Origin of the sequence: Bradyrhizobium hipponense (assembly GCF_008123965.1) — a bacterium.
GTDB lineage: Bacteria > Pseudomonadota > Alphaproteobacteria > Rhizobiales > Xanthobacteraceae > Bradyrhizobium > Bradyrhizobium hipponense.
In genome coordinates, this window is record NZ_VSTH01000035.1 from 1 (window position 1) to 26283 (window position 26283).

General features: G+C 64.7%; 21 protein-coding genes. 15 read left to right on the forward strand and 6 right to left on the reverse strand.

Going from position 1 to position 26283, the window contains the following annotated elements; all coding sequences use genetic code 11:
• Nucleotides 1-99: 99 nt before the first annotated feature.
• The 3 genes from FXV83_RS11200 to FXV83_RS11210 form a co-directional block, all read right to left on the reverse strand.
• Nucleotides 100-891, reverse strand: a complete 792-nt coding sequence (locus FXV83_RS11200) for a Bax inhibitor-1/YccA family protein (RefSeq protein ID WP_187435826.1) — start codon at nt 889-891, stop codon at nt 100-102.
• Nucleotides 892-1160: 269 nt separating this feature from the next.
• A complete protein-coding gene (locus FXV83_RS11205; protein WP_148739236.1) occupies nt 1161-3731 on the reverse strand; it encodes an ABC transporter permease in 2571 nt (856 codons plus the stop codon).
• Nucleotides 3728-4450 (reverse strand): ABC transporter ATP-binding protein, encoded by a 723-nt coding sequence (locus FXV83_RS11210; RefSeq protein ID WP_148739237.1) that lies wholly within the window; start codon nt 4448-4450, stop codon nt 3728-3730. Before FXV83_RS11210 ends, FXV83_RS11205 begins: the two co-directional genes overlap by 4 nt.
• A gap of 55 nt (nt 4451-4505) precedes the next feature.
• Between FXV83_RS11210 and FXV83_RS11215 the strand changes: the two genes are divergently transcribed.
• The 12 genes from FXV83_RS11215 (at nt 4506) to FXV83_RS11270 (ending at nt 18646) form a co-directional block, all read left to right on the forward strand.
• Complete coding sequence (locus FXV83_RS11215) at nt 4506-5150, forward strand: arylesterase (protein WP_187435827.1); 645 nt, start codon at nt 4506-4508, stop codon at nt 5148-5150.
• Nucleotides 5151-5324: 174 nt separating this feature from the next.
• Nucleotides 5325-5861 carry an RNA 2',3'-cyclic phosphodiesterase gene (gene thpR / locus FXV83_RS11220; protein ID WP_148739239.1) on the forward strand — a complete coding sequence of 179 codons (537 nt, stop codon included), beginning with the start codon at nt 5325-5327 and terminating at the stop codon, nt 5859-5861.
• A gap of 183 nt (nt 5862-6044) precedes the next feature.
• The gene (gene zapE, locus FXV83_RS11225) at nt 6045-7232 is read left to right on the forward strand and encodes a cell division protein ZapE (protein WP_148739240.1); all 1188 of its coding nucleotides are present in this window, start codon (nt 6045-6047) and stop codon (nt 7230-7232) included.
• A 262-nt stretch (nt 7233-7494) separates the two neighbouring features.
• Nucleotides 7495-8463: a malate dehydrogenase gene (mdh, locus tag FXV83_RS11230; RefSeq protein WP_148739241.1), complete on the forward strand. Its 969-nt coding sequence runs from the start codon at nt 7495-7497 to the stop codon at nt 8461-8463.
• Nucleotides 8464-8683: 220 nt separating this feature from the next.
• Nucleotides 8684-9880 carry an ADP-forming succinate--CoA ligase subunit beta gene (sucC, locus tag FXV83_RS11235; protein WP_148739242.1) on the forward strand — a complete coding sequence of 399 codons (1197 nt, stop codon included), beginning with the start codon at nt 8684-8686 and terminating at the stop codon, nt 9878-9880.
• A 4-nt stretch (nt 9881-9884) separates the two neighbouring features.
• Entirely contained in the window at nt 9885-10364 is a 480-nt protein-coding gene (locus tag FXV83_RS11240; RefSeq protein ID WP_148739243.1) for a DUF1579 family protein, read from the forward strand.
• A gap of 32 nt (nt 10365-10396) precedes the next feature.
• Nucleotides 10397-11281, forward strand: coding sequence for a succinate--CoA ligase subunit alpha (gene sucD, locus FXV83_RS11245; RefSeq protein WP_148739244.1), 885 nt, complete (start codon nt 10397-10399; stop codon nt 11279-11281).
• A 137-nt stretch (nt 11282-11418) separates the two neighbouring features.
• Complete coding sequence (locus FXV83_RS11250; protein ID WP_148739245.1) at nt 11419-14388, forward strand: 2-oxoglutarate dehydrogenase E1 component; 2970 nt, start codon at nt 11419-11421, stop codon at nt 14386-14388.
• A gap of 193 nt (nt 14389-14581) precedes the next feature.
• Entirely contained in the window at nt 14582-15829 is a 1248-nt protein-coding gene (odhB, locus tag FXV83_RS11255; protein WP_148739246.1) for a 2-oxoglutarate dehydrogenase complex dihydrolipoyllysine-residue succinyltransferase, read from the forward strand.
• Between the two features lie 52 nt (nt 15830-15881).
• Nucleotides 15882-16643 (forward strand): SDR family oxidoreductase, encoded by a 762-nt coding sequence (locus FXV83_RS11260; protein ID WP_148739247.1) that lies wholly within the window; start codon nt 15882-15884, stop codon nt 16641-16643.
• 37 nt (nt 16644-16680) lie between these two features.
• Complete coding sequence (gene lpdA, locus FXV83_RS11265; protein ID WP_148739248.1) at nt 16681-18081, forward strand: dihydrolipoyl dehydrogenase; 1401 nt, start codon at nt 16681-16683, stop codon at nt 18079-18081.
• 34 nt (nt 18082-18115) lie between these two features.
• Entirely contained in the window at nt 18116-18646 is a 531-nt protein-coding gene (locus FXV83_RS11270; protein ID WP_148739249.1) for a hypothetical protein, read from the forward strand.
• 184 nt (nt 18647-18830) lie between these two features.
• Here the strand turns inward: FXV83_RS11270 and FXV83_RS11275 are convergent, their stop codons facing one another.
• Both FXV83_RS11275 and FXV83_RS11280 read right to left on the reverse strand, forming a co-directional pair.
• The gene (locus FXV83_RS11275; protein WP_148739250.1) at nt 18831-19421 is read right to left on the reverse strand and encodes a DUF4337 domain-containing protein; all 591 of its coding nucleotides are present in this window, start codon (nt 19419-19421) and stop codon (nt 18831-18833) included.
• 83 nt (nt 19422-19504) lie between these two features.
• Nucleotides 19505-20470 carry a tyrosine recombinase XerC gene (locus FXV83_RS11280; RefSeq protein ID WP_148739251.1) on the reverse strand — a complete coding sequence of 322 codons (966 nt, stop codon included), beginning with the start codon at nt 20468-20470 and terminating at the stop codon, nt 19505-19507.
• Nucleotides 20471-20592: 122 nt separating this feature from the next.
• Between FXV83_RS11280 and FXV83_RS11285 the strand changes: the two genes are divergently transcribed.
• Nucleotides 20593-22803, forward strand: a complete 2211-nt coding sequence (locus FXV83_RS11285; protein WP_148739252.1) for a primosomal protein N' — start codon at nt 20593-20595, stop codon at nt 22801-22803.
• A 254-nt stretch (nt 22804-23057) separates the two neighbouring features.
• Here the strand turns inward: FXV83_RS11285 and FXV83_RS11290 are convergent, their stop codons facing one another.
• The gene (locus tag FXV83_RS11290) at nt 23058-23549 is read right to left on the reverse strand and encodes a septal ring lytic transglycosylase RlpA family protein (RefSeq protein WP_148739253.1); all 492 of its coding nucleotides are present in this window, start codon (nt 23547-23549) and stop codon (nt 23058-23060) included.
• Nucleotides 23550-24184: 635 nt separating this feature from the next.
• Between FXV83_RS11290 and FXV83_RS11295 the strand changes: the two genes are divergently transcribed.
• Nucleotides 24185-24745 (forward strand): F0F1 ATP synthase subunit delta, encoded by a 561-nt coding sequence (locus tag FXV83_RS11295; protein ID WP_148739254.1) that lies wholly within the window; start codon nt 24185-24187, stop codon nt 24743-24745.
• Nucleotides 24745-26274 (forward strand): F0F1 ATP synthase subunit alpha, encoded by a 1530-nt coding sequence (gene atpA / locus FXV83_RS11300; protein WP_148739255.1) that lies wholly within the window; start codon nt 24745-24747, stop codon nt 26272-26274. Before FXV83_RS11295 ends, atpA begins: the two co-directional genes overlap by 1 nt.
• Nucleotides 26275-26283 lie beyond the last annotated feature (9 nt).

Here is a 26283-nt window from a genome sequence, read left to right on the forward strand (position 1 = left end):
GTCCCAACTCGCAATGACGGTGCTTGTGGGTGGAGCATGCCCAAACAAAAACCCCGGCCTTTCGGCCGGGGCTCGTGTCGTCCACTCTGAGCCGGGCGCTTAGTCGCGCTGGCCGAGGAGCTGCAACAGCAGCGTGAACAGGTTGATGAAGTTCAGGTACAGCGACAGCGCGCCGGTGATGGCCGCACGCTCTGCGATGTCACCGCCGGCCGAAGCGTAGCCGTAGATGTAGTCGTTCTTCAGCCGCTGGGTGTCCCAGGCGGTGAGGCCCGCGAACACCAGCACACCGACCACCGACACGATGAACTGCAGCATCGTGCTCGCCAGGAACAGGTTGACCAGGCTCGCGATGATGATGCCGATCAGACCCATGAACAGGAACGAGCCCATTCCGCTCATGTCACGCTTGGTGGTGTAGCCGTAGAAGCTGAGCGCACCGAACGTGGCAGCAGTGATGAAGAACACCCGCACGATGGAGGTGTGCGTGAACACCAGGAAGATCGATGACAGCGAGATGCCCATCAGCGCCGAGAATACCCAGAACAGGATCTGGGCGGTCGAGGGGGCGAGACGGTTGATACCCGCCGAGATCACGAACACCATGGCGAGCGGTGCCAGCATGAACAGCCATTTCAGCGGGCTGACGAACATCGCGTAGCCGAACGGCGTCAGGAACAGCTTGCCGACGCGAACGGCTTCCGCCGTCGGAACGTCGGTTACGGCGGCCATGTAGACGCCGAGCGCGGCCAGGCCGGTGATGGCGAGGCCAATGCTCATGTAATTGTAGATGCGCAGCATGTATGCGCGCAGGCCGGCATCGACCGTCGCGGCGTCAACACGCCCGGCGGCCCTGCCGAAAGGAGAAGCGTAGTTACGGTCTAGGTCCGACATGGTCGAATTCCCGTTGGTTGGCCGGTCCGGCATGAGGGTCGCCATGCCGCCGGTTCGTCAAACTCTATCTCGGATACCGATGCCTGCCGAGTAAATTTTGGCTCACAATCGGGGCTCCGAACCCATTCGATATGTGGGAAACTAACACATCCGCTGCAACCGTCCACGCGCGGCTGAATGTCGCCCTTAGCCACAATCCTGGCGAGCGGACGTGGTTAATCGCAGGAATCGTGCGATTCCGCTCCCGCGCGGCCACCCGCTACATTTTGTCACAAATTCCGCAACACCGTGGCGGGCTTTTTGTTCAACGCCAGCAGCGTACCGGCGAGCCCGAGCCCGACAGTGACGATCAGGGCGGCCGCGACCACGCCGGCAGCGCTTGGCGCCTGCCAGACGAAAGTGAGCGTCATCACCCGTGTAACGATGGTCCAGGCCGCGATGCTGCCGGCGATCACGCCGAACACAGCGGTGGCCAGCCCGATCAGGAGGTATTCGAGGGCGTAGGCGCCGAGCAGCCGCAGCCGGGTCGCCCCTAGCGTCTTCAGGATCACTGCATCGTAGACCCGGTGGCGGTGGCCGGCGGCAAGCGCCCCGCCCAGTACAAGAATCGCCGAGATCAGGGTCACGGCGCTGGCACCGCGGATCGCCAGCGCGAGATTGGTCACGACCGAGCCGACCGTCTCCATCACCTCGCGCACGCGCACGCTCGTGACCATCGGATAGGCGTCGGCGACCTCTGTGATGATCCTGCCGTCGCCGGCGGCGTCTCCGCCGGCTTGCGTCAGCGTCGCGATATGGGTGTGCGGCGCGCCCTTGAAGGCGTTGGGCGAGAACACCAGGACGAAATTGATGCCGAGCCCCTGCCAGTCGATCTTGCGCAAATTGCTGATCTTCGCCGGGATGTCGCGGCCGAGCACGTTGACCACGACCTCGTCGCCGATCTTGAGACCGAGCCCGTCGGCGATCTTCTTCTCCATCGAGACCAGGGGCGGGCCGGAATAATCGGCGCCCCACCACTCGCCGTCGATGACCTCTGAGCCTTTCGGCAGCTCGCCGGTGTAGGTCAGGCCGCGGTCGCTTTGCAGGACCCATTCGGAATCGGTCGACGGCTTCAGGTCTTCGGCACGGACGCCGCGCGCGGCGACGATGCGCCCGCGCAGCATCGGCACGTCCTCAACCTTCGCATCCGGCACGATTCCGCGCAGATAGTGGTCGAACTCGGCGGCCTGGGTGCTCGGGATGTCGATGAAGTAGAAGGACGGCGCGTGATCCGGGAGCGCTGCCAGAAACTGCCGGCGCAGATTGCCATCGATCTGGGTGATGGTGACGAGCACCGCGAGCCCGAGGCCGAGCGACAGCACCACCGAGGGCGTCAGCGCGCCCGGCCGGTGGATGTTGGCGATCGCGAGCCGCAGCATCGGCAGCCGCGTGCGCGGCAACCGGCGCGCGATCGTCATCAGTACGGCGGCGACGCCCCGGAGCAGCGCGAAAACGACGATGGAAGAGACCACGAACACCGCGGCGATGCGTTTGTCGAACGACAGCCCGATCACGACGGTGACGAGCAGGGCGACGACGACGCCCATGAAGGCGAGATAGCGCCAGCGCGGCCGGTGCCATTCGTTGCTGATGGTGTCGCGGAACAGGGCGGCGACTGGCACGTCATGCACCCGCCCGAGCGGCCACAGGCCGAAGGCGAGCGCGGTCAGCAGGCCATAGACGAAGGACAGTGCGAGCTCGTCAGCATGCACCGCCGGGATGACCGGCAGCGGCAGCAGCTTTCCGAACAGGCCGACGATGGCAAAGGGCATCGCGGCACCGAGCGCCAGCCCGATCGCCGAGCCGATTGCGGCCAGCAGCAGGACTTGCGCGAGATAGATGCCGAACACGTCGCGACCGGTGGCGCCGACCGCCTTCAAGGCCGCGATCACCTCGAGCTTGCGGTCGATGTGGCTCTTCACGGCATTGGCGACGCCGACGCCGCCGACCAGCAGCGCGGCGAGGCCGACCAGCGTCAGGAACTGCGTAAAGCGGCTGATATTGCGCTCGAGCTGCGGCGAGGCATTGGAGCGGCTGCGGATCTCCCAGCCGGCCTGCGGCGCGGCGTTGCGCGCATCGGCGATGAAGGCGTCAGTGGCGCGGTCGCTGTTGGCGATCTCCGGCAGCTTGACCCGGTAGACCCAGCGCACCAGACTGCCGGGCTGGATAAGCCCGGTGGCATGCAGGCCGGCCTCGCTGATCAGGAAGCGCGGGCCGAAGCCGATGCCGCCGGCGAGCTTGTCCGGCTCGGCTTCGACGGTGCTGCGAATCTGGAAGGTCGCGGACCCGATGGTGACGCGGTCGCCGGTCTTCAGCGAGAGCCGCGCCAGCAGTGTCGGATCGGCGCCGGCGCCGAATGCGCCGTCGCGCTCCGCGAGCAGGTCCGACAGCGGCATCTGCGGCGCCAGCGTCAACTGTCCCAGCATCGGATAGCTGCCATCGACAGCTTTCATCTCGACCAGCGCCAGCTTGCCTTCGGTCGAACGCGCCATGCCGCGCAGGGTCGCTGCGACCGAGACGGTGCCGCGCGAACGCAGGAAGGCGACTTCCTCCGGTTTGGCCTCGCGCTGAAACAAGACGAACGACACGTCGCCGCCGAGCAACGTGCGGCCCTCGCGTGCAAGACCGTCGCTGAGGCTCGCCGACACCGAGCCGACCCCGGCGATCGCCATCACGCCGAGCGCGATGCAGGCGATGAAAACGTAGAAGCCGCGCAGGCCTCCGCGCAATTCGCGCGTAGCGTAGCGCAGCGACAGCGCGGCGCCGTTGGGGCGCGCAAACGGTTCGGCTGCGGCGCTCATGCGGGCAGGGACTGCGTATCGATGCGCCCCGAACGCAGCCGGATCACCCGATCGCAGCGATGCGCGAGCGAGGCGTCGTGCGTGACCAGCACCAGGGTCATGCCGCGCTCGTCATGCTTGCCGAACAAGAGATCGACGATCTGCTTGCCGGTCGCCTCGTCGAGATTGCCGGTCGGCTCGTCGGCGACGAGGATGGCGGGATCGGGCGCCAGCGCGCGGGCCAGCGCGACGCGCTGCTGCTCGCCGCCGGAGAGTTGCGTTGGATAATGATGCAGACGGTCGCCGAGCCCGACCGATTGCAGCTCCTGCGCGGCGCGTTTGGCAGCATCCGGATTGCCGGCGAGCTCGAGCGGCACCGCGACGTTTTCCAGCGCCGTCATGGTTGGGATCAAGTGGAAGGATTGGAAGACGATGCCGACCTGGCGGCCGCGGAAGCGGGCGAGCGCATCCTCGTCGAGGGCATTGAAAGGCGTGCCATTGACCACCACCTCTCCGCTATCAGGACGCTCCAGCCCCGCCATCACCATCAGCAGCGTGGATTTGCCCGAGCCTGACGGGCCGATCAGGCCGATCGTCTCGCTCCGGCCGACCCGCAGGCTGATATCCTTGAGGATGTGAACGCGTGCCGCCCCCGTACCCAATGAGAGATTGACGTTGGAGATGGCGATGGTGTCCGGCGCAGTGCCGGCGAGCGAAGAGGATTCGATGCGAGTGTCCATGGTCCGGTCATATGGCAACTCCGCTGGCGCGGTCGAGAGGCGTTACGGATTGTTCATGCACATAGCCGTGTTGATGTTCGCTTTGATGACGGTCGCGAATGCGGCCTCGGCCCAGACGCAGCCTCCGGCGAAACCGATCAAGCTGGTGGTCCTCGGCGATTCCTTGAGCGCCGGTCTCGGGCTTGCCGGCCAGGAGGCGTTTCCTGCGAAACTTAAAAAAGCCTTGCAGGACAAAAGCATGGCGGTTGATATGGTCAATGCCGGGGTGTCGGGTGACACCACCTCCGGCGGCCGCGACCGGCTCGACTGGTCGGTGCCGGAGGGAACCGAGGGCGTGATCGTCGAACTCGGCGCCAACGACGCGCTGCGCGGCATCGATCCCGACCTGACACGCGCCGCGCTGACCGACATCGTCACGCGGCTGCAGGCGCGCAAGATCGCGGTGATGCTCTGCGGCATGCTGGCGCCGCCGAATTACGGCGCCGATTATGCCGCGCGCTTTAATTCGATTTATCCGGATCTGGCGAAAAAATTCGATGTGCCGCTCTATCCGTTCTTCCTCGACGGGGTCGCGGCCGACGCCAAGCTCAACCAGGCCGACGGCATTCATCCGACCGCGGCCGGCGTCGACATCATCGTCGGCAACATCATGCCCACAGTGGAGGCATTCTTGCGCAACATAAGCGAGCAACGGCGTTGAAAAGCAGGCAGCGCTAACCCTAATACCCAGGGTTTTACCGGGGTGGCTCGCGCGATGCTTCGCAGAGTCACACAACTGCGATAGGAATCAGGCTACCGGTGATTCGTCGCCGGCTCTAAAATTTGGATATGATCCTTCTCAGGGATCATGCCCAAGCATCGGGAGTGCGAAACGATGCCGCGTTTGTTCACTGGTCTGGAAATTCCGGCCGAGATCGGCCAGACGCTTTCCAATTTGCGGGGCGGCCTTCCGGGCGCCCGCTGGATCGATCCCGAAAATTATCACGTCACCCTGCGCTTCATCGGCGATATCGACGGGATCTCCGCCAACGAGATTGCCTCGATGCTGTTTCGCGTCAACCGCAAGCCGTTCGAGGTCAAGGTGCAGGGCCTCACGAGTTTCGGCGGACGCAAGCCGCGTGCGGTGGTCGCGACGATTGCGCCGAGCAAGCCGCTGATCGAATTGCAGGCCGAGCTCGAACGCATGATGCAGCGGATCGGCCTCGATCCGGAAGGCCGCAAATTCATCCCGCATGTCACGCTGGCCCGGCTGCACGATGCCTCCGACCAGGACGTGGCCGACTATCTTTCGCTGCGCGGCTACTTCCCGAGCAAGGCGTTTCTGGCCGAGCGCTTTGTGCTGTTCTCGTCCCGCGCGTCGACCGGCGGCGGACCGTATGTAGTCGAGGATGCCTATGAGCTGTGTGCGTGATACGGCTCTCGTGCCCCGGCCGCAGAGCCGGGGCCCATCGCTCCGCAGTGAATGAACGAAATAGTGGGTCCCGGCTCTGCGCAGCAGCGCAAGGGCGCTGCAGCGCGTCCGGGACACCAAATGCATACCCCTTCCCCCCATTCACGGGTTGCAATTTGCCGCCGTCTCTGGCGGTAAAGGGCCATGCTCTCGACCCCCAGTTCCTCATTCCGCGGGGCCTATCAGGCCCAGATCGCGTCCGGCGCGATCGAGCCCGACGCTGCGCAGGCCGAAGTCGCCGAGGCTTATGCGGCGCTCGACCAACGGCTCGCAAACTACAAGCCGCCGCGCAAGCAGGGCCTGCTCAGCCGTTTGTTCAACGGCGGCGACAAAGACGAGGCGCCGCGCGGACTCTACGTCCATGGCGAGGTCGGGCGCGGCAAGACCATGCTGATGGATCTGTTCTTCCAGCACTCCTCCGTCGAGCACAAGCGGCGCGCGCATTTCCACGAGTTCATGGCCGAGGTGCACGAGCGCATCTATGGCTATCGCCAGAACATCGCGCGCGGCGAGATCGCCGATGGCGATGTCATCGCGCTGACCGCGCATGCGATCTTCGAGGAGAGCTGGCTGCTCTGCTTCGACGAATTCCACGTCACCGACATCGCGGACGCGATGATTCTGGGGCGTCTGTTCGCCAAATTGTTCGAGCTCGGCACCGTCGTGGTCGCGACCTCCAACGTCGCGCCCGACGATCTCTACAAGGGCGGATTGAACCGCTCACTGTTCCTGCCCTTCATCAAGCAGATTATCGACCACATGGACGTGCTGCGGCTCGACGCGCGCACAGACTTCCGGCTCGAAAAGCTCCAGGGTGTGCCGATGTGGCTGACGCCGGCGGATGCCGACGCGGACACGGCGCTCGACCGCGCCTGGTCGAAGATGACCGGCAGCGCCAAATGCAAGTCGCGCGATATTTCGATCAAGGGCCGCATCCTGCACGTGCCGTGCTCGGCCCATGGCGTGGCGCGGTTCAGTTTCGCCGATCTCTGCGAGAGTCCGCTCGGGGCATCCGACTATCTCAGGCTCGCGCACGACTATCACACCATCCTGGTCGACCATATTCCAGTGATGGACCTGTCTCGACGCAATGCTGCCAAGCGCTTCATCACGCTGATCGATACGCTCTATGACAATGCCGTAAAGCTGATGGCCTCGGCCGAGGCCAATCCGGTGTCGCTCTATCTCGCCGACGAGGGCAACGAGGCCAACGAGTTCAAGCGGACCTCGTCGCGTCTGATCGAGATGAGTTCGGAATCCTATCTGGCGCTGGCCCACGGCCGCAAGGATTCCACCGCCAGCGGCTCGACCAAGGGCCTGGTGGAGACTTAAGTCCTATTTCACCATTTTCTCAGCTGTCATTCCGGGGCGCGACAAAGTCGCGAGCCCGGAATCCATCGCGCCAGCAACTCTGCTGCCCGATGGATTCCGGGCCTGCGCCTGTCGGCGCATCCCGGAAATGACGGACTGGGTGTGTTGGCTGCTATCTCGGCAAGCCCGACAATTGGGCATCCGGCGACTTGAACGGGGGAGGCGAAAGGGATAACCACCCTGTCAGTTTTCCCCTCCTTACGTGTCTAAAGGACAGGTTCACATGGCGCGCGACAAGATTGCTTTGATTGGCTCCGGTCAGATCGGCGGAACGCTGGCTCATCTCATCGGCCTGAAAGAGTTGGGCGACGTCGTGATGTTTGACATCGCCGAGGGCGTGCCGCAGGGCAAGGCGCTCGACATCGCGCAGTCCTCGCCGGTCGACGGTTTTGACGCGCACTACACCGGCGCCAATTCCTACGAGGCGCTCGACAACGCCAAGGTCTGCATCGTCACCGCCGGCGTGCCGCGCAAGCCCGGCATGAGCCGCGACGACCTCCTCTCCATCAACCTCAAGGTCATGGAGCAGGTCGGCGCCGGCATCAAGAAATACGCCCCCGACGCCTTCGTCATCTGCATCACCAATCCGCTCGACGCCATGGTCTGGGCACTCCAGAAGGCCTCGGGTCTGCCGCACAAGAAGGTCGTCGGCATGGCCGGCGTGCTGGATTCGTCGCGCTTCCGCTATTTCCTGGCCGACGAGTTCAACGTCTCGGTCGAGGATGTCACCGCATTCGTGCTCGGCGGCCATGGCGACACCATGGTGCCGCTGGTGAAGTACTCCACGGTTGCCGGTATTCCGCTGCCCGACCTCGTCAAGATGGGCTGGACCTCGCAGGCGCGGCTCGACGAGATCGTCGACCGCACCCGCAACGGCGGCGCCGAGATCGTCAATTTGCTCAAAACCGGCTCGGCCTTCTATGCGCCGGCGGCCTCCGCGATCGCGATGGCCGAGAGCTATCTGCGTGACAAGAAGCGCGTGCTGGCCAGCGCCGCCTACCTCAACGGCGAATACGGCGTCAAGGACATGTATGTCGGCGTGCCCGTCGTGATCGGCTCCAAGGGTGTCGAGCGCGTTGTCGAGATCGAGCTTACCGGCAAGGACCGCGAAGCCTTCGACAAGTCGGTCGGCGCGGTGCAGGGTCTCATCGACGCCTGCAAGAAGATCGCGCCCGACCTGCTCGGCCGCTAAGAGCAACAATCCCCGCCGAAGATCGAAACCCGGTCTTCGGCGGTTTTTCATTTCCGGAGCCCGGCTGCACCACTTGTTGAAGGCTGGCGGGTTCCGGATGCGTCCAGAAATCGATGTCAAAGAATCCGGGTTGCAGTTCCTGTGGTATATGGTATGCCAGCCACAAGACTGAGGTGGGCCTCCGAGGTCACCGCCCGCGGGTTCAGGGAGCGACCATATTATGAATATCCATGAATATCAGGCCAAAGCGCTGCTGAACGAGTTCGGCGTGCCGATCTCCAAGGGCGTTCCGGTCCTGAAGGCGGCTGACGCCGAGGGTGCGGCCAAGGCATTGCCCGGCCCGGTCTGGGTGGTGAAGAGCCAGATCCATGCCGGCGGCCGCGGCAAGGGCAAGTTTAAGGAAGCCTCGGCCGGCGACAAGGGCGGTGTTCGCATCGCCAAGTCCGCCGCCGAGGTCACCGAATTCGCCAAACAGATGCTCGGTGCCACGCTGGTGACGATCCAGACCGGCCCGGCCGGCAAGCAGGTCAACCGCCTCTACATCGAGGACGGCTCCGACATCGACAAGGAATTCTATCTCTCGATCCTGGTCGACCGCGAGACCTCGCGCGTTTCCTTCGTGGTGTCGACCGAGGGCGGCGTCAATATCGAGGACGTCGCGCACAACAGCCCTGAGAAGATCGTCACCTTCTCGATCGATCCCGCCACCGGCATCATGGGCCATCACGGCCGCACTGTTGCGAACGCGCTGAAACTCTCCGGCGATCTCGCCAAGCAGGCCGAGAAGCTCACCGCACAGCTCTACGCTGCCTTCGTCGCCAAGGACATGTCGATGCTGGAGATCAACCCGCTGGTCGTGACCAAGCAGGGCCAGCTCCGTGTGCTCGACGCTAAGGTCTCCTTTGACGACAATGCGCTGTTCCGCCACCCCGAGGTGCTCGCGCTGCGCGACGAGACCGAGGAGGACGCCAAGGAAATCGAGGCGTCCAAACACGACCTCAACTACGTCACCCTCGACGGCAACATCGGCTGCATGGTCAACGGCGCCGGTCTCGCCATGGCGACGATGGACATCATCAAGCTCTACGGCATGGCGCCGGCCAACTTCCTCGACGTCGGCGGCAGCGCCAGCAAGGACAAGGTCGCGGCCGCCTTCAAGATCATCACCGCCGATCCCAACGTGAAGGGCATCCTGGTCAACATTTTCGGTGGTATCATGAAGTGCGACGTCATCGCCGAGGGCGTCACGGCCGCGGTGCGCGAGGTCGGCCTCAGCGTACCGCTGGTGGTCCGTCTCGAAGGCACCAATGTCGAACTGGGCAAGAAGATCATCCGTGAATCCGGCCTGAACGTGGTGCCGGCGGACAATCTCGACGACGCCGCGCAGAAGATCGTGAAGGCCGTCAAGGGAGGCTAAGGCCATGACCCAAGACCATCTCGCCGCATCATCCCCGCTGCCGGAGCACGCGCGCCTTGCCGCGTTCGCCGGTGAATGGAATGGCGAAGAGGTGGTCTTTCCGTCGCGCTGGACCGCCGGCGGGCCGGCCACCTCGCACACCGTGGCGCGTATGGATCTCAATGGGTTCTACCTGATCCAGGACTCGGTCCAGATGCGCGACGGCAAGCAGGTCTTCGCCACCCACGGCATCTTCACCTTCGACCGCGAGGACCGGACCTACAAATTGTTCTGGTACGATTCGCTCGGCTACACGCCGCCCTCGCCCGCCTCCGGCGGCTGGGTCGGCAAGACACTGACGCTGGTGCGCGGCTCGCTGCGCGGCAATGCGCGCCACGTCTACGAGATCATCGACGACAATTCCTATTCGTTGAAGATCCAGTTCTCGCCGGACGCGGAAGGCTGGGCCGACGTGCTCACCGGCGTCTACCGCCGCATCCACTGACCTCTCACTGTTAGTTCGCGAAAGCAGACCTCATGTCCATCCTGATCGACAAGAACACCAAGGTCATCTGCCAGGGCTTTACCGGCAAGAACGGCACCTTCCATTCGGAGGCCGCGCTTGCCTACGGCACCAAGATGGTCGGCGGCACCTCGCCGGGCAAAGGCGGCTCGACGCATCTGGGCTTGCCGGTGTTCGACACCGTGCGCGAGGCGCGCGAGAAGACCGGCGCTGATGCATCGGTGATCTACGTGCCGCCGCCGGGTGCGGCCGATGCGATCTGCGAAGCCATCGACGCCGAGACCCCGCTGATCGTCTGCATCACGGAAGGCATCCCGGTCCTCGACATGGTACGGGTGAAGCGGTCTCTGGCCGGCTCCAAGTCGCGCCTGATCGGGCCGAACTGCCCGGGCGTCATGACCGCCGGCGAGTGCAAGATCGGCATCATGCCGGCCAACATCTTCAAGACCGGCAGCGTCGGCATCGTCTCGCGCTCGGGAACGCTGACCTATGAAGCCGTGTTCCAGACCTCCCAGGAGGGCCTCGGCCAGACCACTGCGGTCGGCATCGGCGGCGACCCTGTCAAGGGAACCGAGTTCATCGACGTGCTGGAAATGCTGCTGGCCGACCCCAAGACCGAGTCGATCATCATGATCGGCGAGATCGGCGGCTCCGCCGAGGAGGACGCGGCTCAGTTCCTCAAGGACGAGGCCAAGCGGGGCCGTAAGAAGCCGATGGTTGGCTTCATCGCCGGCCTCACCGCACCTCCCGGCCGCCGCATGGGCCATGCCGGCGCGATCATCTCAGGCGGCAAGGGCGACGCCGGCTCCAAGACCGACGCGATGAAATCGGCAGGAATTACAGTCTCGCCGTCTCCCGCCCGCCTCGGACATACGCTTGCCGAAAAGTTGAAGGCTTAGTTCACTTCTTCGCACTTTTCCGGGCGAAGTTTCGTAGCAAATAGGATAAATGGTGCCTGTCGCGCCGAGCCTCTGCCGGGGAGCTCGGCGCCAGCGCCGTTTGTTATGCGCGAACCGAAATCGCCAGGAACTCAAGTATGTCTCGCCAAGACGCGAACGCAGCCTTTGCCCTCTCCTCTTTTTTGCAGGGCACCAACGCCACCTACATCGATGAAATCTACGCCCGCTACGAGAACGATCCGTCCTCGGTCGACGCCGAGTGGCAGGACTTCTTCAAGAGCCTGAAGGACCAGCCGGACGACGTCCGCCGCAACGCCCAGGGCCCGTCCTGGGAGCGCGCCAACTGGCCGCTGACGCCGCAGGACGACCTGACCTCCGCCCTCGACGGCAATTGGGCGGAAGTCGAGAAGGCGGTCGGCAGCAAGATCGCTGCTAGGGCGCAAGCCAAGGCTGGCGACAAGGGCGCCGGCATTTCGTCTGCAGAAGTGCTCCAGGCCACGCGCGACTCGGTCCGGGCGCTGATGCTGATCCGCTCCTACCGCATGCGCGGTCACTTCCATGCCAAGCTCGATCCGCTCGGCATCGAAGCCCAACGCAACCGCGAAGAGCTCGATCCGCGCACCTACGGCTTCAGCGAAGCCGATTTCGACCGCAAGATCTTCCTCGATCACGTGCTCGGCCTCGAATATGCGACGCTGCGCGAGATCACCGCGATCTGCGAGCGCACCTATTGCCAGACGCTCGGCGTCGAGTTCATGCACATCAGCAACGCTGCGCAGAAGGCCTGGATCCAGGAGCGCATCGAAGGGCCGGACAAGGAAATCTCGTTCACCCGCGAAGGCCGGCGCGCGATCCTCATGAAGCTGGTCGAGGCCGAGGGCTTCGAGAAATTCTGCGACACCAAATTCACCGGCACCAAGCGCTTCGGCCTCGACGGCGGCGAGTCGCTGATCCCGGCGCTGGAGCAGATCATCAAGCGCGGCGGCAATCTCGGGGTGAAGGAAGTCGTGGTCGGCATGCCGCATCGCGGCCGCCTCAACGTGCTAACGCAGGTGATGGGTAAGGCGCATCGCGCCCTGTTCCACGAGTTCAAGGGCGGCTCGGCCAACCCGGACGCGGTGGAAGGCTCGGGCGACGTCAAGTATCACCTCGGCGCATCCTCGGACCGCGAGTTCGACGGCAACCGCATCCATCTGTCGCTGACCGCGAACCCCTCGCATCTGGAGATCGTCGATCCCGTGGTGCTCGGCAAGGTCCGCGCCAAGCAGGACCAGCACGGCGATCCGCCCGACATGCGCATTTCGGTGATGCCGCTCTTGATGCACGGCGACGCAGCCTTCGCCGGCCAGGGTGTTGTCGCCGAATGCTTCGGCCTGTCGGACCTGAAGGGCTACCGCACCGGCGGCTCCGTCCACTTCATCGTCAACAACCAGATCGGCTTCACCACCTATCCGCGCTACTCGCGCTCCTCGCCCTATCCGTCGGATGTGGCGAAGATGATCGACGCGCCGATCTTCCACGTGAACGGCGACGATCCGGAAGCCGTGGTGTTCGCGGCCAAGGTCGCGACCGAGTTCCGGCAGAAGTTCCACAAGCCCGTCGTCATCGACATGTGGTGCTATCGCCGCTACGGCCACAATGAGGGCGACGAACCGGCCTTCACCCAGCCGGTGATGTACAAGCGGATTGCGGCCCATCCCTCGACACTCACGCTCTACTCCAAGCGCCTGATCGCCGAAGGCGTGGTCACCGAGGGTGAGGTCGACAAGCTGAAGGCCGACTGGCGCGCGCGGCTCGATGCCGAGTTCGAGGCAGGCACCAGTTACAAGCCGAACAAGGCCGACTGGCTCGACGGCAAGTGGGCGGGCTTCAAGATCGCTGACCAGGAAGAGGATGCGCGGCGCGGCGTCACCGGCGTCGACACTGCTGCTCTGAAGGAAATCGGCCGCAAGATCACCAAAGTGCCGGACGGTTTTCGCGTCCATCGTACCATCCAGCGTTTCCTCGACAACCGCGCCAAGGCGATCGACACCGGCGTCGGCATCGACTGGGCGACTGGCGAGGCGTTGGCGTTCTGCACGCTGCTCAACGAGAACCACCACGTTCGCCTGTCGGGCCAGGATTCCGAGCGCGGCACGTTCTCGCAGCGTCATTCGGTCCTGATCGACCAGGAAGACGAGAGCCGCTACACGCCGTTCAACCATCTCGGCCACGAGCAGGGCCATTACGAAGTCATCAACTCGCTGCTGTCGGAAGAGGCGGTGCTTGGCTTCGAGTACGGCTATTCGCTCGCGGAGCCGAACACGCTGACGCTTTGGGAAGCCCAGTTCGGCGACTTCGCCAACGGCGCCCAGGTCGTGTTTGACCAGTTCATCTCCTCGGGTGAGCGCAAATGGCTGCGCATGTCCGGCCTCGTCTGCCTCCTGCCGCACGGCTATGAGGGGCAGGGACCGGAACACTCCTCGGCGCGTCTTGAGCGTTACTTGCAGATGTGCGCCGAAGACAACATGCAGGTGGTCTACCCGACCACGCCGGCGAATTACTTCCACGCGCTGCGGCGCCAACTCCATCGTGAGATCCGCAAGCCGCTGATCGTGATGACGCCGAAATCGCTGCTGCGTCACAAGCGCGCGGTGTCGCGTCTGGAGGAGCTCGCCAGGGGCACCACGTTCCACCGCATCCTCTATGATGATGCCCAGATGCAGCCGAGCGAGGCGACAAAGCTCGTTCCGGACGAGAAGATCCGTCGCATCGTGCTGTGCTCCGGCAAGGTCTATTACGACCTCTACGAGGAGCGCGAGAAGCGCGGCATCGACGACATCTATCTGATGCGCGTCGAGCAGCTCTATCCGGTGCCGCTGAAGGCGCTGGTCGCCGAGCTGTCGCGCTTCAAGAAGGCCGAGGTGATCTGGTGCCAGGAAGAGCCGCGCAACATGGGTGCGTGGCACTTCATCGAGCCCTATCTGGAATGGGTGCTGAACCAGGTCAGCGGCGCGAGCCGGCGTCCGCGCTATGTCGGCCGCGCCGCTTCCGCCGCGACCGCCACTGGTCTGATGTCCAAGCATCAGGCGCAGCTGAAGGCGTTCCTGGACGAAGCATTGAGCTGAGAAGTTTTTACACCTCGTCATGCCCCGCCTTGTGCGCAATTGCGCACGGGGGCGGGGCATCAAGTATCCCGCGCCGCCGTCGTTATCACGACCGTCACGGCGTACTGGATCGCCCGCCCGGTGCGCAAGCGCACAAGGCGGGCGATGACATCCGCACTTATGACCGCATTGGCGATCCCTTAAGGAAAAGACCATGACTGAAATTCGTGTGCCGACGCTCGGCGAATCCGTCACCGAGGCCACCATCGGCCGCTGGTTCAAGAAGGCCGGCGATCCCGTCGCCGTCGACGAGCCCCTGGTGGAGCTCGAGACCGACAAGGTCACCATCGAAGTCCCGGCCCCGTCCGCCGGCACGCTGAGCGAGATCGTCGCCGCCGATGGTGCGACCGTTGCTGTCGGTGCGCTGCTCGGTCAGATCACCGAAGGGGCAGCCGGCGCCGCCAAGCCGGCCGCCGCGCCCGCCAAGCCCGCCGCTGCCGCTGCGCCCGCCGCCGCTGCGGCCGCGCCGGCTGCGGCCGCGAAGGCGGCCCCGCCGGCCGATGCGCCGCTCGCGCCTTCCGTGCGAAAACTCTCCGCCGAGACCGGCATCGACGCCTCGACCGTTCCCGGCTCCGGCAAGGACGGCCGTGTCACCAAGGGCGACATGCTCGCCGCGATCGAGCGTGCGGCTTCCGCGCCGACCCCGATCAACCAGCCCGCCGCCGCCGTTCAGGTGCGCGCGCCGTCGCCGGCCGATGACGCCGCCCGCGAAGAGCGCGTCAAGATGACCCGGCTGCGCCAGACCATCGCGCGCCGCCTCAAGGATGTGCAGAACACCGCGGCGATGCTGACGACCTTCAACGAGGTCGACATGACCAACGTCATGGCGCTGCGCGCACACTACAAGGACGCATTCGAGAAGAAGCACGGCAGCAAGCTCGGCTTCATGGGTTTCTTCACCAAGGCGGTCGTGCAGGCGCTGAAGGACATCCCGGCCGTCAATGCCGAGATCGACGGCACCGACCTGATCTACAAGGATTACTACCACATCGGCGTCGCCGTCGGCACCGACAAGGGCCTTGTCGTCCCCGTCGTGCGCGACTGCGACCACAAGTCGATCGCCGACATCGAGAAGGGCATCGCCGATTTCGGCCGCCGTGCCCGCGACGGCCAGCTCAAGATCGACGAGATGCAGGGCGGCACCTTCACCATCACCAATGGCGGCATCTACGGCTCGCTGATGTCGACCCCGATCCTGAACGCGCCGCAGTCCGGCATCCTGGGCATGCACAAGATCCAGGAGCGGCCGATGGTGATCGGCGGCAAGATCGAAGTGCGCCCGATGATGTACCTGGCGCTGTCATATGATCACCGCGTGATCGACGGCAAGGAAGCCGTCACCTTCCTGGTTCGCGTCATGGAGAGCCTGGAAGACCCGGCGCGGCTGGTGCTGGACCTCTGATCCCTGATGCCTGGCGAGCGCCGTCGCGTGACGCGACGGCGCGTGTTGAACCATGGAGGCGAGCGTGACGGATAAGGTTGCGATCATCACCGGCGGCAGCCGCGGCATCGGCCGCGCGACTGCGATCGCGGCGGCTGCGCGCGGCTTCCGCGTCGTCGTCGGCTACGTCAGCAACAAGACGGCCGCCGACGAGGTGGTCAGCCAGATCGAGGCCAGCAACGGCAAGGCCATCGCGGTGAAATGCGATGTCGCCGAGGAAAGCGACATCTTGAAGCTGTTCGAGGCCGCCGATCAGTTCGGCACGTTAGGTGCGCTCGTCAACAATGGCGGCATCGTCGGGACCAGCGGCGTGCGCGTCGACGAGATGTCGGCCGAGCGCATCCAGCGCGTCATGGCGGTCAACGTCACCGGCTCCATCCTCTGCGCCCGCGAAGCCGTGAAGCGGATGTCGACCAAGCACGGCGGCCAGGGCGGCGTCATCGTCAATCTGTCATCGGTCGCTGCCAGGTTAGGTGCGCCCAACACCTATGTCGATTATGCCGCGTCCAAGGGCGCGATCGATTCCTTCACCGTCGGCCTCGGCCACGAGGTCGCGGGCGAGGGCATTCGCGTCGCGGGCATCCGCCCCGGCCTGATCGACACCGAAATCCATGCCGCCGGCGGCGAGCCCGACCGCGCCCATCGTCTGGCCCATATGGTGCCAATGAAGCGCGTCGGCACCGCCGAGGAAATTGCCAACGCCATCGTCTGGCTGATGTCGGACGATGCCTCCTACGTCACCTCAGCCATTCTCGATGTGTCCGGCGGACGCTGACACATCCATTCACGCTAAACTTACGGGACTTCCTCTCATGGCTACCTACGATCTCGTCGTCATCGGCACCGGACCGGGCGGTTATGTCTGCGCGGTACGCGCCGCGCAGCTCGGAATGAAAGTGGCCGTGGTGGAAAAGAACGCCACGCTCGGCGGCACCTGCCTCAATGTCGGCTGCATGCCGTCGAAGGCGCTGCTGCACGCGTCCGAAATGTTCGAGGAAGCCGCGCATTCCTTCGCCAAGATGGGCGTGTCGGTCTCGGCGCCGAAGCTCGAGCTGCCGGCGATGATGAACTTCAAGCAGCAGGGCATCGACGGCAACGTCAAGGGCGTCGAGTTCCTGATGAAGAAGAACAAGATCGACGTGCTCAAGGGTACCGGCAAGATCCTCGGCACCGGCAAGGTGGAAGTGTCCGCCGACGGCAAGTCGCAGCTGGTCGAGACCAAGAACATCGTCATCGCCACCGGCTCCGACATCGCGCGGCTGAAGGGCATCGAGATCGACGAGAAGCGCATCGTGTCCTCGACCGGCGCGCTGTCGCTGGACAAGGTGCCCGGCAAGCTGCTGATCGTCGGCGCCGGCGTGATCGGCCTCGAGCTCGGCTCGGTCTGGCAACGCCTCGGCGCCGAAGTCATCGTCGTCGAATTCCTCGACCGCATCCTGCCCGGAATGGACGGCGAGATCGCCAAGCAATTCCAGCGCATCCTGGAAAAGCAGGGTTTTGCCTTCAAGCTGGGCTCGAAGGTCACGGGTGTCGAAGCGAACAGCAAGGCATTGCTCGCCAAGGTCGAGCCGGCTGCAGGCGGCGCGGCGGAGACGCTCGAAGCCGACGTCATTCTCGTCTGCATCGGCCGCGTGCCCTACACCGATGGCCTCGGCCTGAAGGAAGCCGGCGTTGCGCTCGACAATCGCGGCCGCGTGCAGATCGATCCGCATTTCGCCACCAGCCTCAAGGGCGTCTATGCCATCGGCGACGTCGTCGCGGGTCCGATGCTCGCGCACAAGGCCGAGGATGAAGGCGTTGCGGTCGCGGAGATCATCGCGGGCCAAGCCGGCCACGTGAACTACGACGTTATCCCAGGCGTCGTGTATACCACGCCCGAAGTGTCCTGCGTCGGCAAGACCGAGGAAGAGCTGAAGCAGGACGGCGTGGCTTATACCGTCGGGAAGTTTCCCTTTACCGCCAATGGCCGTTCCAAGGTCAACCAGACCACTGACGGCTTCGTGAAGGTTCTCGCAGATGCGAAGACCGATCGCGTGCTCGGCGTCCACATTATCGGCCGCGAAGCCGGCGAAATGATCCACGAAGCGGCCGTTCTCATGGAGTTCGGCGGCAGTGCAGAGGATCTCGCCCGGACCTGCCATGCGCATCCGACCCGCTCCGAGGCCATCAAGGAGGCCGCGCTTGCGGTCGGCAAGCGGGCCATCCATATGTAAGGGACGCCGCGAGCCGAATCGGGCGGGACAACACATGCTGCGCCGCCTTCTTCAACCGGTCTGGATTCTGCTTGCGATCGTCTTCCTGATCGAAGCCTGGCTGTGGGACCATCTCGAGCCGATCGTCGCGCGGGTGGTCGCAGCGATCCCGCTCGCGCGGTTCAAGCAGTGGCTGACTGAGCGTGTCGATACGCTGTCGCCGGCCATGACGCTGATCGTGTTCGCGGTCCCCATCATCCCGCTGTTTCCGCTCAAGCTGGTCGGGCTGTGGCTGCTCACGCATGAATACTGGACCAGCGCGGTCTTCACGATCGTGTTCGCCAAGATGCTCGGCGTCGGCGTCACCGCCTTCGTGTTCGATGTGACGCGCGACAAGCTGATGGAGATGGCCTGGTTCGAGCGGCTCTATGTCCTGGTGCTGAAGCTGCGCGTCAAGGCGGCCGAGCTGGTCGATCCCGTCAAGCAGCGCATCAGGGAGCTCGTTGCCGGCAACGGCGAAGGCTGGTCCTCGCGCACGCTCCGCCTGATCCAGCGCTTCCGCAAGAGCGTGCACGAAGCGCGGTGAGTGCTGCAACTCCATCTATCACCGTCACCCTGAGGTGGCCGCTTCTTCAGCGGCCCTCGAAGGGCGGCGGCCCGGCTGCATCCGGGCCGTTCATCCTTCGAGGCTCGGAACGCAGTGCGAGCGCACTGCGCCCCTCGCGCCTCAGGGTGACGGAATTAATGCAACGTTGTTGAACTCACCTCACTCAATGCAAATGCAGCAGATGCGGCCACCACAGGCCGAGCGCGGTCATGACGATGCCGGCGACACTGAGGAGGCCGCTGACATAGGCCAGCGCCAGCATGCCGGTGATGATGGTGGCCGATGCCAGCACGATGCCGATCTGGAAGGCGGCGGACGCAAGCTCGAAATGATGATACTTCGCGGTCGCCTCGTCACGCTCGTGCTCGGCGTGTTTGGCCTTCTCGGCCAGCTGTTCGGTGCCTTCGCCGGTCTCCGGCTCGGAGCGGTAGCGTGCCGCGGTCTTCTGCCAGTCCTCGATCTGCTTCTGCGCCGCCGCCTTGATGGCGTCGTCGGTCGCCGCGCCCAGCGTCAATTTGCCCTGGTCCGCTGCGGTCTGCACCACGGTGCGGCGGATGCTCTTGGCCTGGAAGAAGGCCCAGAGGTTGGACGCCTCGACGTTCTTGCTGATCGATTCGGTCTGTGCGCCCTTGCCGAGCGTCTCGGAGATCGCCAGGAACAGCGCCAGCACGGCGATCAGCAGGGCGATGTTCTTGTTCGAGCCGGACGCGTGCTCGGCGTGCTCGGCGTGCTCCATGCTTTCATGTGCGCTCATGATGTCCCTCCTGCCTCGGTTCCCCACGATTGACCGAACCGCGGGCGACGCGCAAGAGGCAAGCAAGTTATGACGTCAGTGTGTCACCGCCGCGGATGCGCGCTGGCATAGACTTCCAGCAGCCGCTCGGAATCGATGCCGGTATAGATCTGCGTGGTCGAGAGCGAGGAATGGCCAAGCAATTCCTGGATCGCGCGCAAATCGCCACCGCGCGACAACAGGTGCGTGGCGAAAGAATGCCGCAGCGCGTGCGGCGTCGCACTGTCGGGCAGGCCGAGCGCACCGCGCAGCCGCTCCATCGCGAGCTGAATGATGCGCGGGCTGAGCGGGCCGCCGCGCGCGCCGAGGAACATCGGGCCCTCGGCAGGCAGCGGATGCGGGCACATCGCGGCATACTCTTGAACGAGCGCGAGCACGTTTTGCAGCACCGGCACCATGCGGGTCTTGTTGCCCTTGCCGGTGACGACGAGCACGTCGCCTTCGCCGGGCCGCGGCACTTCGCGGCGTTTCAGGCCGAGCGCTTCGGAGATGCGCAGGCCCGAGCCGTACAGCAGCGCCATCACCGCGGCGTCGCGGGCCAGGATCCAGCTCTCGCGCTCTTCGCCGGCGCGCTCGTCGGCGTCCGCAAGGCGTTTTGCCGATGCCATCGGCAGCGGCTTCGGCAGGCTTTTTGCGACCTTCGGCGCGCGGATCGCCGAGAGCGCGCCGACCTTGCCCTTGCCTTCGCGCTCGAGGAAGCGTCCGAACGAGCGCATGCCTGCGAGTGCGCGCATCAGCGAGCGGCCGCCAATATCGTCGGCGCGCCGCATCGCCATGAAGGCGCGGATGTCGGTGGCCTCGAGCGCGGCGAAGCGCTGAAGCGTTACGCGCTCGCCCCAATGGGTGCAGAGAAAATCGAGACATTGCCGCAAGTCGCGGGCATAGGCCTCCAGCGTCTTCGGCGACAGCCGCCGCTCAGTGCCGAGATGCGACAGCCAGCGCGCCATCTCCTGCGCGATGTCAGGATTGGCGCTGGCGAGCTCGATTTGTGGGGCGGCCGCTCTGCTCATGCGCTCTGGACGTGGTGATTCCGCTCAGTATATCGCATCACACTCGTTTACTGTTCGCTAAGGCGGCCTCGCGTCGCTAGCATTGAAGGCCCCGGTTCCGATTCTTCGCCCAAAGACCATTCATGGATCAATCACCGCGCAGCAGCACCGCCTCCGCCAACGCGACCCGCATGGTCGACGTGCTGGTGCCGGTTGCGCTTGACCATGCCTATTCCTACCGCGTGCCGCGCGGCATGGAGCTCAAGGCGGGCGATCTCGTCAGTGTGCCGCTCGGCCCGCGCGAGGTGCTTGCCGTGGTCTGGGCGGATAATACCAATCCCGATCCGCGCCTGCACAACCGCCTGAAGGACGTCAGCGAGAAGCTCGATCTTCCGCCCCTGAAGGGCGAGCTGCGCTCGGTGGTCGACTGGGTCGCCAACTACACACTGAGCCCGCGCGGCATGGTGCTGCGCATGTGCCTACGGATGGGCGACAACCTCGGCCCGGAGAGGGTGCGCGCCGGCGTGCGCCTGGTCGGCGATCCGCCGCGGCGGCTGACGCCGGCGCGGCAGCGCGTGCTCGAGGCGCTGTCGGACCGGCTGCTGCACGGCAAGTCGGACGTGGTGAAAGAAGCCGGCGTATCGGCCGGCGTGATCGACGGCCTGGTCGACGAAGGCACGCTCGCGGTCGAGCCGCTGCCGCCGCCTCCGCCGCCGCCGGCGCCCGATCCCGGCTTTGGCCGGCCGGATTTCACACAGCTCCAGCTTTCTGCGGTCGACACCATGCGTGCGCTCGCGGCCAACGGCACCTTTCACGTTGCCCTGCTCGACGGCGTCACCGGCTCGGGCAAGACCGAGGTCTATTTCGAGGCCATCGCCGAGGCCATCCGCCGCGGCAAGCAATCGCTGATCTTGATGCCGGAGATCGCGCTCACCGGCCAGTTCCTCGACCGCTTCGCGCAGCGCTTCGGCGTGCGGCCGCTGGAGTGGCATTCGGAGCTGACCCCGCGCACCCGCGCACGCAACTGGGCTGCGATCTGCGACGGCAGCGCGCCGGTCGTGGTCGGCGCGCGCTCGGCGCTGTTTTTGCCCTATGCCAATCTCGGACTCATCGTGGTCGATGAAGAGCACGACCAGGCCTACAAGCAGGACGATGGCGTGCATTATCACGCCCGCGACATGGCGGTGGTGCGGGCGCATATCGCAAAGATTCCGATCGTGCTGGCGTCCGCGACGCCGTCGGTCGAGTCCGAAGTCAACGCCCGCAAGAACCGCTATCAACGCATCGCGCTGCCCTCGCGCTTCGGCGGTCAGCACATGCCGCATATCGAGGCGATCGACCTGCGCCGCGAGCCGGCTGCGCGCGGCCGCTTCATCTCGCCGCGCCTGGCGTCCGAGATCAGAAGCGCGATCGAGCGGCGCGAGCAGGCGCTATTGTTCCTCAATCGCCGCGGCTATGCGCCGCTGACGCTGTGCCGCGCCTGCGGCCATCGCTTCGCCTGCACCATCTGCGACGCCTGGCTGGTCGATCATCGCTTCCGCCAGCGGCTGGTCTGTCATCATTGCGGCTTCTCGATGCCGCGCCCGCAGGCCTGCCCGCATTGCGCGGCGGAGGAATCGCTGGTGGCGGTCGGGCCCGGCGTCGAGCGCTTGCAGGAGGAGGCGGCCGCGCTGTTTCCGGAGGCGCGCACCATGGTGCTGTCGAGCGATCTCATCACCTCGATCGAGGCGATGCGCTCGGAGCTGAACGACATCGCCGAAGGCCGTGTCGACATCATCATCGGCACGCAACTCGTCGCCAAGGGGCACAATTTCCCGCGGCTCAATCTGGTCGGCGTGGTCGACGCGGATCTGGGCCTCTCCAATGGCGACCCGCGCGCGGCGGAACGCACCTGGCAATTGCTCAACCAGGTGATCGGCCGCGCCGGGCGCGAGCAGGGCCGCGGCGTCGGCTATCTCCAGACTCATCAGCCCGATCATCCGGTGATGAAGGCGCTGATCGCCTGCGACCGCGAGGCGTTCTACGACAGCGAGATCGATTTGCGCGAGCGCACGCTTTATCCGCCGTTCGGTCGGCTTGCGAGCCTGATCATCTCCGCGGGCGATCGCCCGAGCGCGGAAGGATTTGGCCGCAGGCTGGTTGCGTTGGCGCCGCGCGACGAGTGCGTGCAGGTGCTGGGGCCCGCGGAAGCGCCGCTCGCGGTGATCAAGGGCCGTTACCGCTTCCGCATCCTTGTGAAGGCGGCGCGCGGCTTCGACCTGTCAGATTATTTGCGCAACTGGCTCGCCGTCAGCCCGAAGCCGAAGGGCAACCAGAAGCTCGAGGTCGACGTCGATCCGCAGAGCTTTTTGTAGCGGCTGTGCACCCTCTCTCCACGTCATTGCGAGGAGCTTTTGCGACGAATCAATCCAGAGTCTCTCCGCGGAAAGATTCTGGATTGCTTCGCTGCGCTCGCAATGACGGTGTGGGAGCAGTGCGCGCCTCCATCCTCGTTGCGTGCCTCGCAATGACGGCGGCAAACAAAAAGCCCGCCGTCCCCCAAGACGGCGGGCTTGTTTCACGCGCGCGGCAAGCTGCTCATGCTGTGCTGCGCGGCGCGTCGAGGGTCTTAAGAGACGACCTCTGCGGTGACGCGGCCGACGCCGGCGCCGGTGAGGCCGATGGCGCGGGCAGCGCCCGTGGAGAGGTCGAGGACGCGGCCGCGAATGAACGGGCCCCGATCATTGATGGTGACGATGACGCTCGAGCCGCCATGGGTCACACGCAGCTTGGTGCCGAACGGCAGCGAACGGTGCGCCGCGGTCATGGCGTTCTGGTTGAAGCGCTGGCCCGACGCGGTCTTGCTGCCGGACTCGTTGCCGTAGAAGGAGGCCATGCCGGAGAAGCTGCGGCCCGTGCCGGTCGACGGCGTCATTGCCGCGTTGGCATTGCGCCAATCCGAATTGGTCTCGGTCTGGGCGTGGTGGCGGTGATGGTGCCGGTGGTGCCTCGACTTGGCTGATGCCTCGGTGGCAGTTCCACCGATCAGAAGGGTTGCGGCGACGAAAGCGAGCGCCGTGCGAGGCCGGGTGATGTACCCCAGCGCCTTAAATGACAGCATTTAATGGTCCCTACGCTAGTATTGCCACATCTGTGGCTAATGGAGCCCCTATCAAGTTGTGAGCGGGATGGCGTTTCGTTGCGCAATGCGGCATGAATTGGGCAGTAGTTCCAGTATGTGTGCGGTTGAAACATCTTGTTACTCGAGCCGGTATTCCAGGGAAGTTCCGCAATATTCTGCTTTAACTATTTATTAACTTCATCAATACTTATGAATACTGTAATCCGAAGTCATCGCCCTCGGAGTTTAGAATTGGGTAAGTATTCGCCGAGTGGAACGGCCGCGCCGAATTCACGCCTCAGCGAGCCGTGTTCATGGCCGCTATGCGCTGAGGGCAGGAACGAATGGGCGAGAAGCCGCCGCGCCTCCGGTGTCAATTCCGTCGCCTGGCAGGTGGTCGCCGACGCAGCGCGGGGTGCGACGAACTGGCGTCAGAACGCGGGTCTTTAACTTGGCGTCATGTTGCACGTGCGCGCCTGCTATGTTAGCAAAGCCGCGATTTTAACGAGCCCGGCACTTCCCTGTGTCGGTCGGAAATCGAAGTCCCGCTTGAATTCCAAGGGCTTGGATCGCTAGGCGCCGCTTCGTGGCGACGGTTTTTCCCTTGCGAATTTGACAGCTAAAAGAGCGCGTCTGTGGCTGCTGAAGATACGTCCGTTTCCGGTGTGTCGGGCCGTTATGCAACGGCCTTGTTTGAATTGGCCCGCGACCAGAAAGTGGTCGACGAGGTCAAGGCCGATCTCGAGCGGTTCGAGGGCCTGCTGAACGAAAGCGCTGATCTGAAGCGCCTCGTCCGCAGCCCCGTGTTCGCGGCCGAGGCCCAGTCCAGGGCGCTCAGCGCAGTGCTGGACAAGGCCGGGATCGCCGGCATTTCCGCCAATTTCCTCAAAGTCCTGACCGCCAACCGCCGGCTGTTCGCGGTGGCCGACGTCATCCGCGCCTACCGCGCCCTGGTCGCCAAGTTCAAGGGCGAGGCGACTGCGGACGTCACCGTGGCGGAGGCGCTCTCTGACAAGAATCTCGACGCTCTCAAGGTCGCCCTGAAATCGGTGACCGGCAAGGACGTCGCGCTGAACGTGAAAGTCGATCCCTCCATCATCGGTGGCCTCGTGGTCAAGCTTGGCAGCCGCATGATCGATAGTTCGCTTCGCACCAAACTCAATTCGATCAAGCACGCGATGAAAGAGGCAGGCTGATGGACATCCGCGCCGCGGAAATTTCCGCGATCCTCAAGGACCAGATCAAGAATTTCGGCCAGGAAGCTGAAGTCTCCGAAGTCGGACAGGTGCTGTCCGTCGGCGACGGTATCGCCCGCGTCTACGGTCTGGACAACGTCCAGGCCGGCGAAATGGTCGAGTTCGAGAACGGCACCCGCGGCATGGCGCTGAACCTCGAAACCGACAACGTCGGTATCGTTATTTTCGGCGCCGACCGTGAGATCAAGGAAGGCCAGACCGTCAAGCGCACCCGCGCCATCGTGGACGCGCCGGTCGGCAAGGGCCTGCTCGGCCGCGTCGTCGACGCGCTCGGCAACCCGATCGACGGCAAGGGCCCGATCCAGGCCGACAAGCGCATGCGCGTCGACGTCAAGGCGCCCGGCATCATTCCGCGCAAGTCGGTGAGCGAGCCGATGGCGACCGGCCTCAAGGCGATCGATGCCCTGATCCCGATCGGCCGCGGCCAGCGCGAGCTCATCATCGGCGACCGCCAGACCGGCAAGACCGCGATCGCGCTCGACACCATCCTCAACCAGAAGCCGCTCAACGCGCAGCCGGACGAGAACATCAAGCTGTATTGCGTCTACGTCGCGATCGGCCAGAAGCGTTCGACCGTCGCCCAGTTCGTCAAGGTGCTGGAAGAGCAGGGCGCGCTTGAATATTCGATCATCGTCGCCGCGACCGCATCCGATCCGGCGCCGATGCAGTACATCGCGCCGTTCACCGGCTGCACCATGGGCGAGTATTTCCGCGACAACGGTATGCACGCCGTCATCATCTATGACGATCTGTCCAAGCAGGCCGTCGCCTACCGCCAGATGTCGCTGCTGCTGCGCCGCCCGCCGGGCCGCGAAGCCTATCCGGGCGACGTGTTCTATCTGCACTCCCGCCTGCTCGAGCGCGCGGCGAAGCTCAACAAGGATCAGGGTTCGGGCTCGCTGACGGCGCTGCCGGTCATCGAAACCCAGGCCAACGACGTGTCGGCCTACATTCCGACCAACGTCATCTCGATCACCGACGGCCAGATCTTCCTGGAAACCGACCTGTTCTTCCAGGGCATCCGTCCCGCGGTGAACGTAGGTCTGTCGGTGTCGCGCGTCGGCTCTTCGGCGCAGACCAAGGCCACCAAGAAGGTCGCCGGCAAGATCAAGGGCGAGCTGGCGCAATACCGCGAAATGGCGGCGTTCGCGCAGTTCGGCTCCGACCTCGACGCCTCGACCCAGCGCCTGCTCAACCGCGGCTCGCGCCTGACCGAGCTGTTGAAGCAGCCGCAGTTCGCGCCGCTGAAGATGGAAGAGCAGGTCTGCGTGATCTGGGCCGGCACCAACGGCTATCTTGATCCGCTCCCGGTCAGCAAAGTGCGCGCGTTCGAAGACGGTCTGTTGTCGCTGCTGCGCGGCAAGAACGCCGAGATCCTCAACGCGATCCGCGACAGCCGCGATCTGTCAGACGATACCGCCGCCAAGCTGAAGTCGCTGGTCGAAGGTTACTCCAAGAGCTTTGCTTAAGAGACACGC

Bases quoted from the DNA above. Each gene is read 5' to 3' on its own strand.
- zapE (WP_148739240.1), top strand. From the start codon at position 6,045: ATGCTCTCGACCCCCAGTTCCTCATTCCGCGGGGCCTATCAGGCCCAG.
- lpdA (WP_148739248.1), top strand. From the start codon at position 16,681: ATGGCTACCTACGATCTCGTCGTCATCGGCACCGGACCGGGCGGTTAT.
- sucD (WP_148739244.1), top strand. From the start codon at position 10,397: ATGTCCATCCTGATCGACAAGAACACCAAGGTCATCTGCCAGGGCTTT.
- FXV83_RS11275 (WP_148739250.1), bottom strand. From the start codon at position 19,421: ATGAGCGCACATGAAAGCATGGAGCACGCCGAGCACGCCGAGCACGCG.
- atpA (WP_148739255.1), top strand. From the start codon at position 24,745: ATGGACATCCGCGCCGCGGAAATTTCCGCGATCCTCAAGGACCAGATC.
- FXV83_RS11285 (WP_148739252.1), top strand. From the start codon at position 20,593: ATGGATCAATCACCGCGCAGCAGCACCGCCTCCGCCAACGCGACCCGC.
- FXV83_RS11205 (WP_148739236.1), bottom strand. From the start codon at position 3,731: ATGAGCGCCGCAGCCGAACCGTTTGCGCGCCCCAACGGCGCCGCGCTG.
- FXV83_RS11260 (WP_148739247.1), top strand. From the start codon at position 15,882: ATGGAGGCGAGCGTGACGGATAAGGTTGCGATCATCACCGGCGGCAGC.
- FXV83_RS11250 (WP_148739245.1), top strand. From the start codon at position 11,419: ATGTCTCGCCAAGACGCGAACGCAGCCTTTGCCCTCTCCTCTTTTTTG.
- FXV83_RS11200 (WP_187435826.1), bottom strand. From the start codon at position 891: ATGTCGGACCTAGACCGTAACTACGCTTCTCCTTTCGGCAGGGCCGCC.
- sucC (WP_148739242.1), top strand. From the start codon at position 8,684: ATGAATATCCATGAATATCAGGCCAAAGCGCTGCTGAACGAGTTCGGC.
- FXV83_RS11210 (WP_148739237.1), bottom strand. From the start codon at position 4,450: ATGGACACTCGCATCGAATCCTCTTCGCTCGCCGGCACTGCGCCGGAC.
- odhB (WP_148739246.1), top strand. From the start codon at position 14,582: ATGACTGAAATTCGTGTGCCGACGCTCGGCGAATCCGTCACCGAGGCC.
- thpR (WP_148739239.1), top strand. From the start codon at position 5,325: ATGCCGCGTTTGTTCACTGGTCTGGAAATTCCGGCCGAGATCGGCCAG.
- FXV83_RS11280 (WP_148739251.1), bottom strand. From the start codon at position 20,470: ATGAGCAGAGCGGCCGCCCCACAAATCGAGCTCGCCAGCGCCAATCCT.
- FXV83_RS11215 (WP_187435827.1), top strand. From the start codon at position 4,506: ATGCACATAGCCGTGTTGATGTTCGCTTTGATGACGGTCGCGAATGCG.
- FXV83_RS11240 (WP_148739243.1), top strand. From the start codon at position 9,885: ATGACCCAAGACCATCTCGCCGCATCATCCCCGCTGCCGGAGCACGCG.
- mdh (WP_148739241.1), top strand. From the start codon at position 7,495: ATGGCGCGCGACAAGATTGCTTTGATTGGCTCCGGTCAGATCGGCGGA.
- FXV83_RS11290 (WP_148739253.1), bottom strand. From the start codon at position 23,549: ATGCTGTCATTTAAGGCGCTGGGGTACATCACCCGGCCTCGCACGGCG.
- FXV83_RS11270 (WP_148739249.1), top strand. From the start codon at position 18,116: ATGCTGCGCCGCCTTCTTCAACCGGTCTGGATTCTGCTTGCGATCGTC.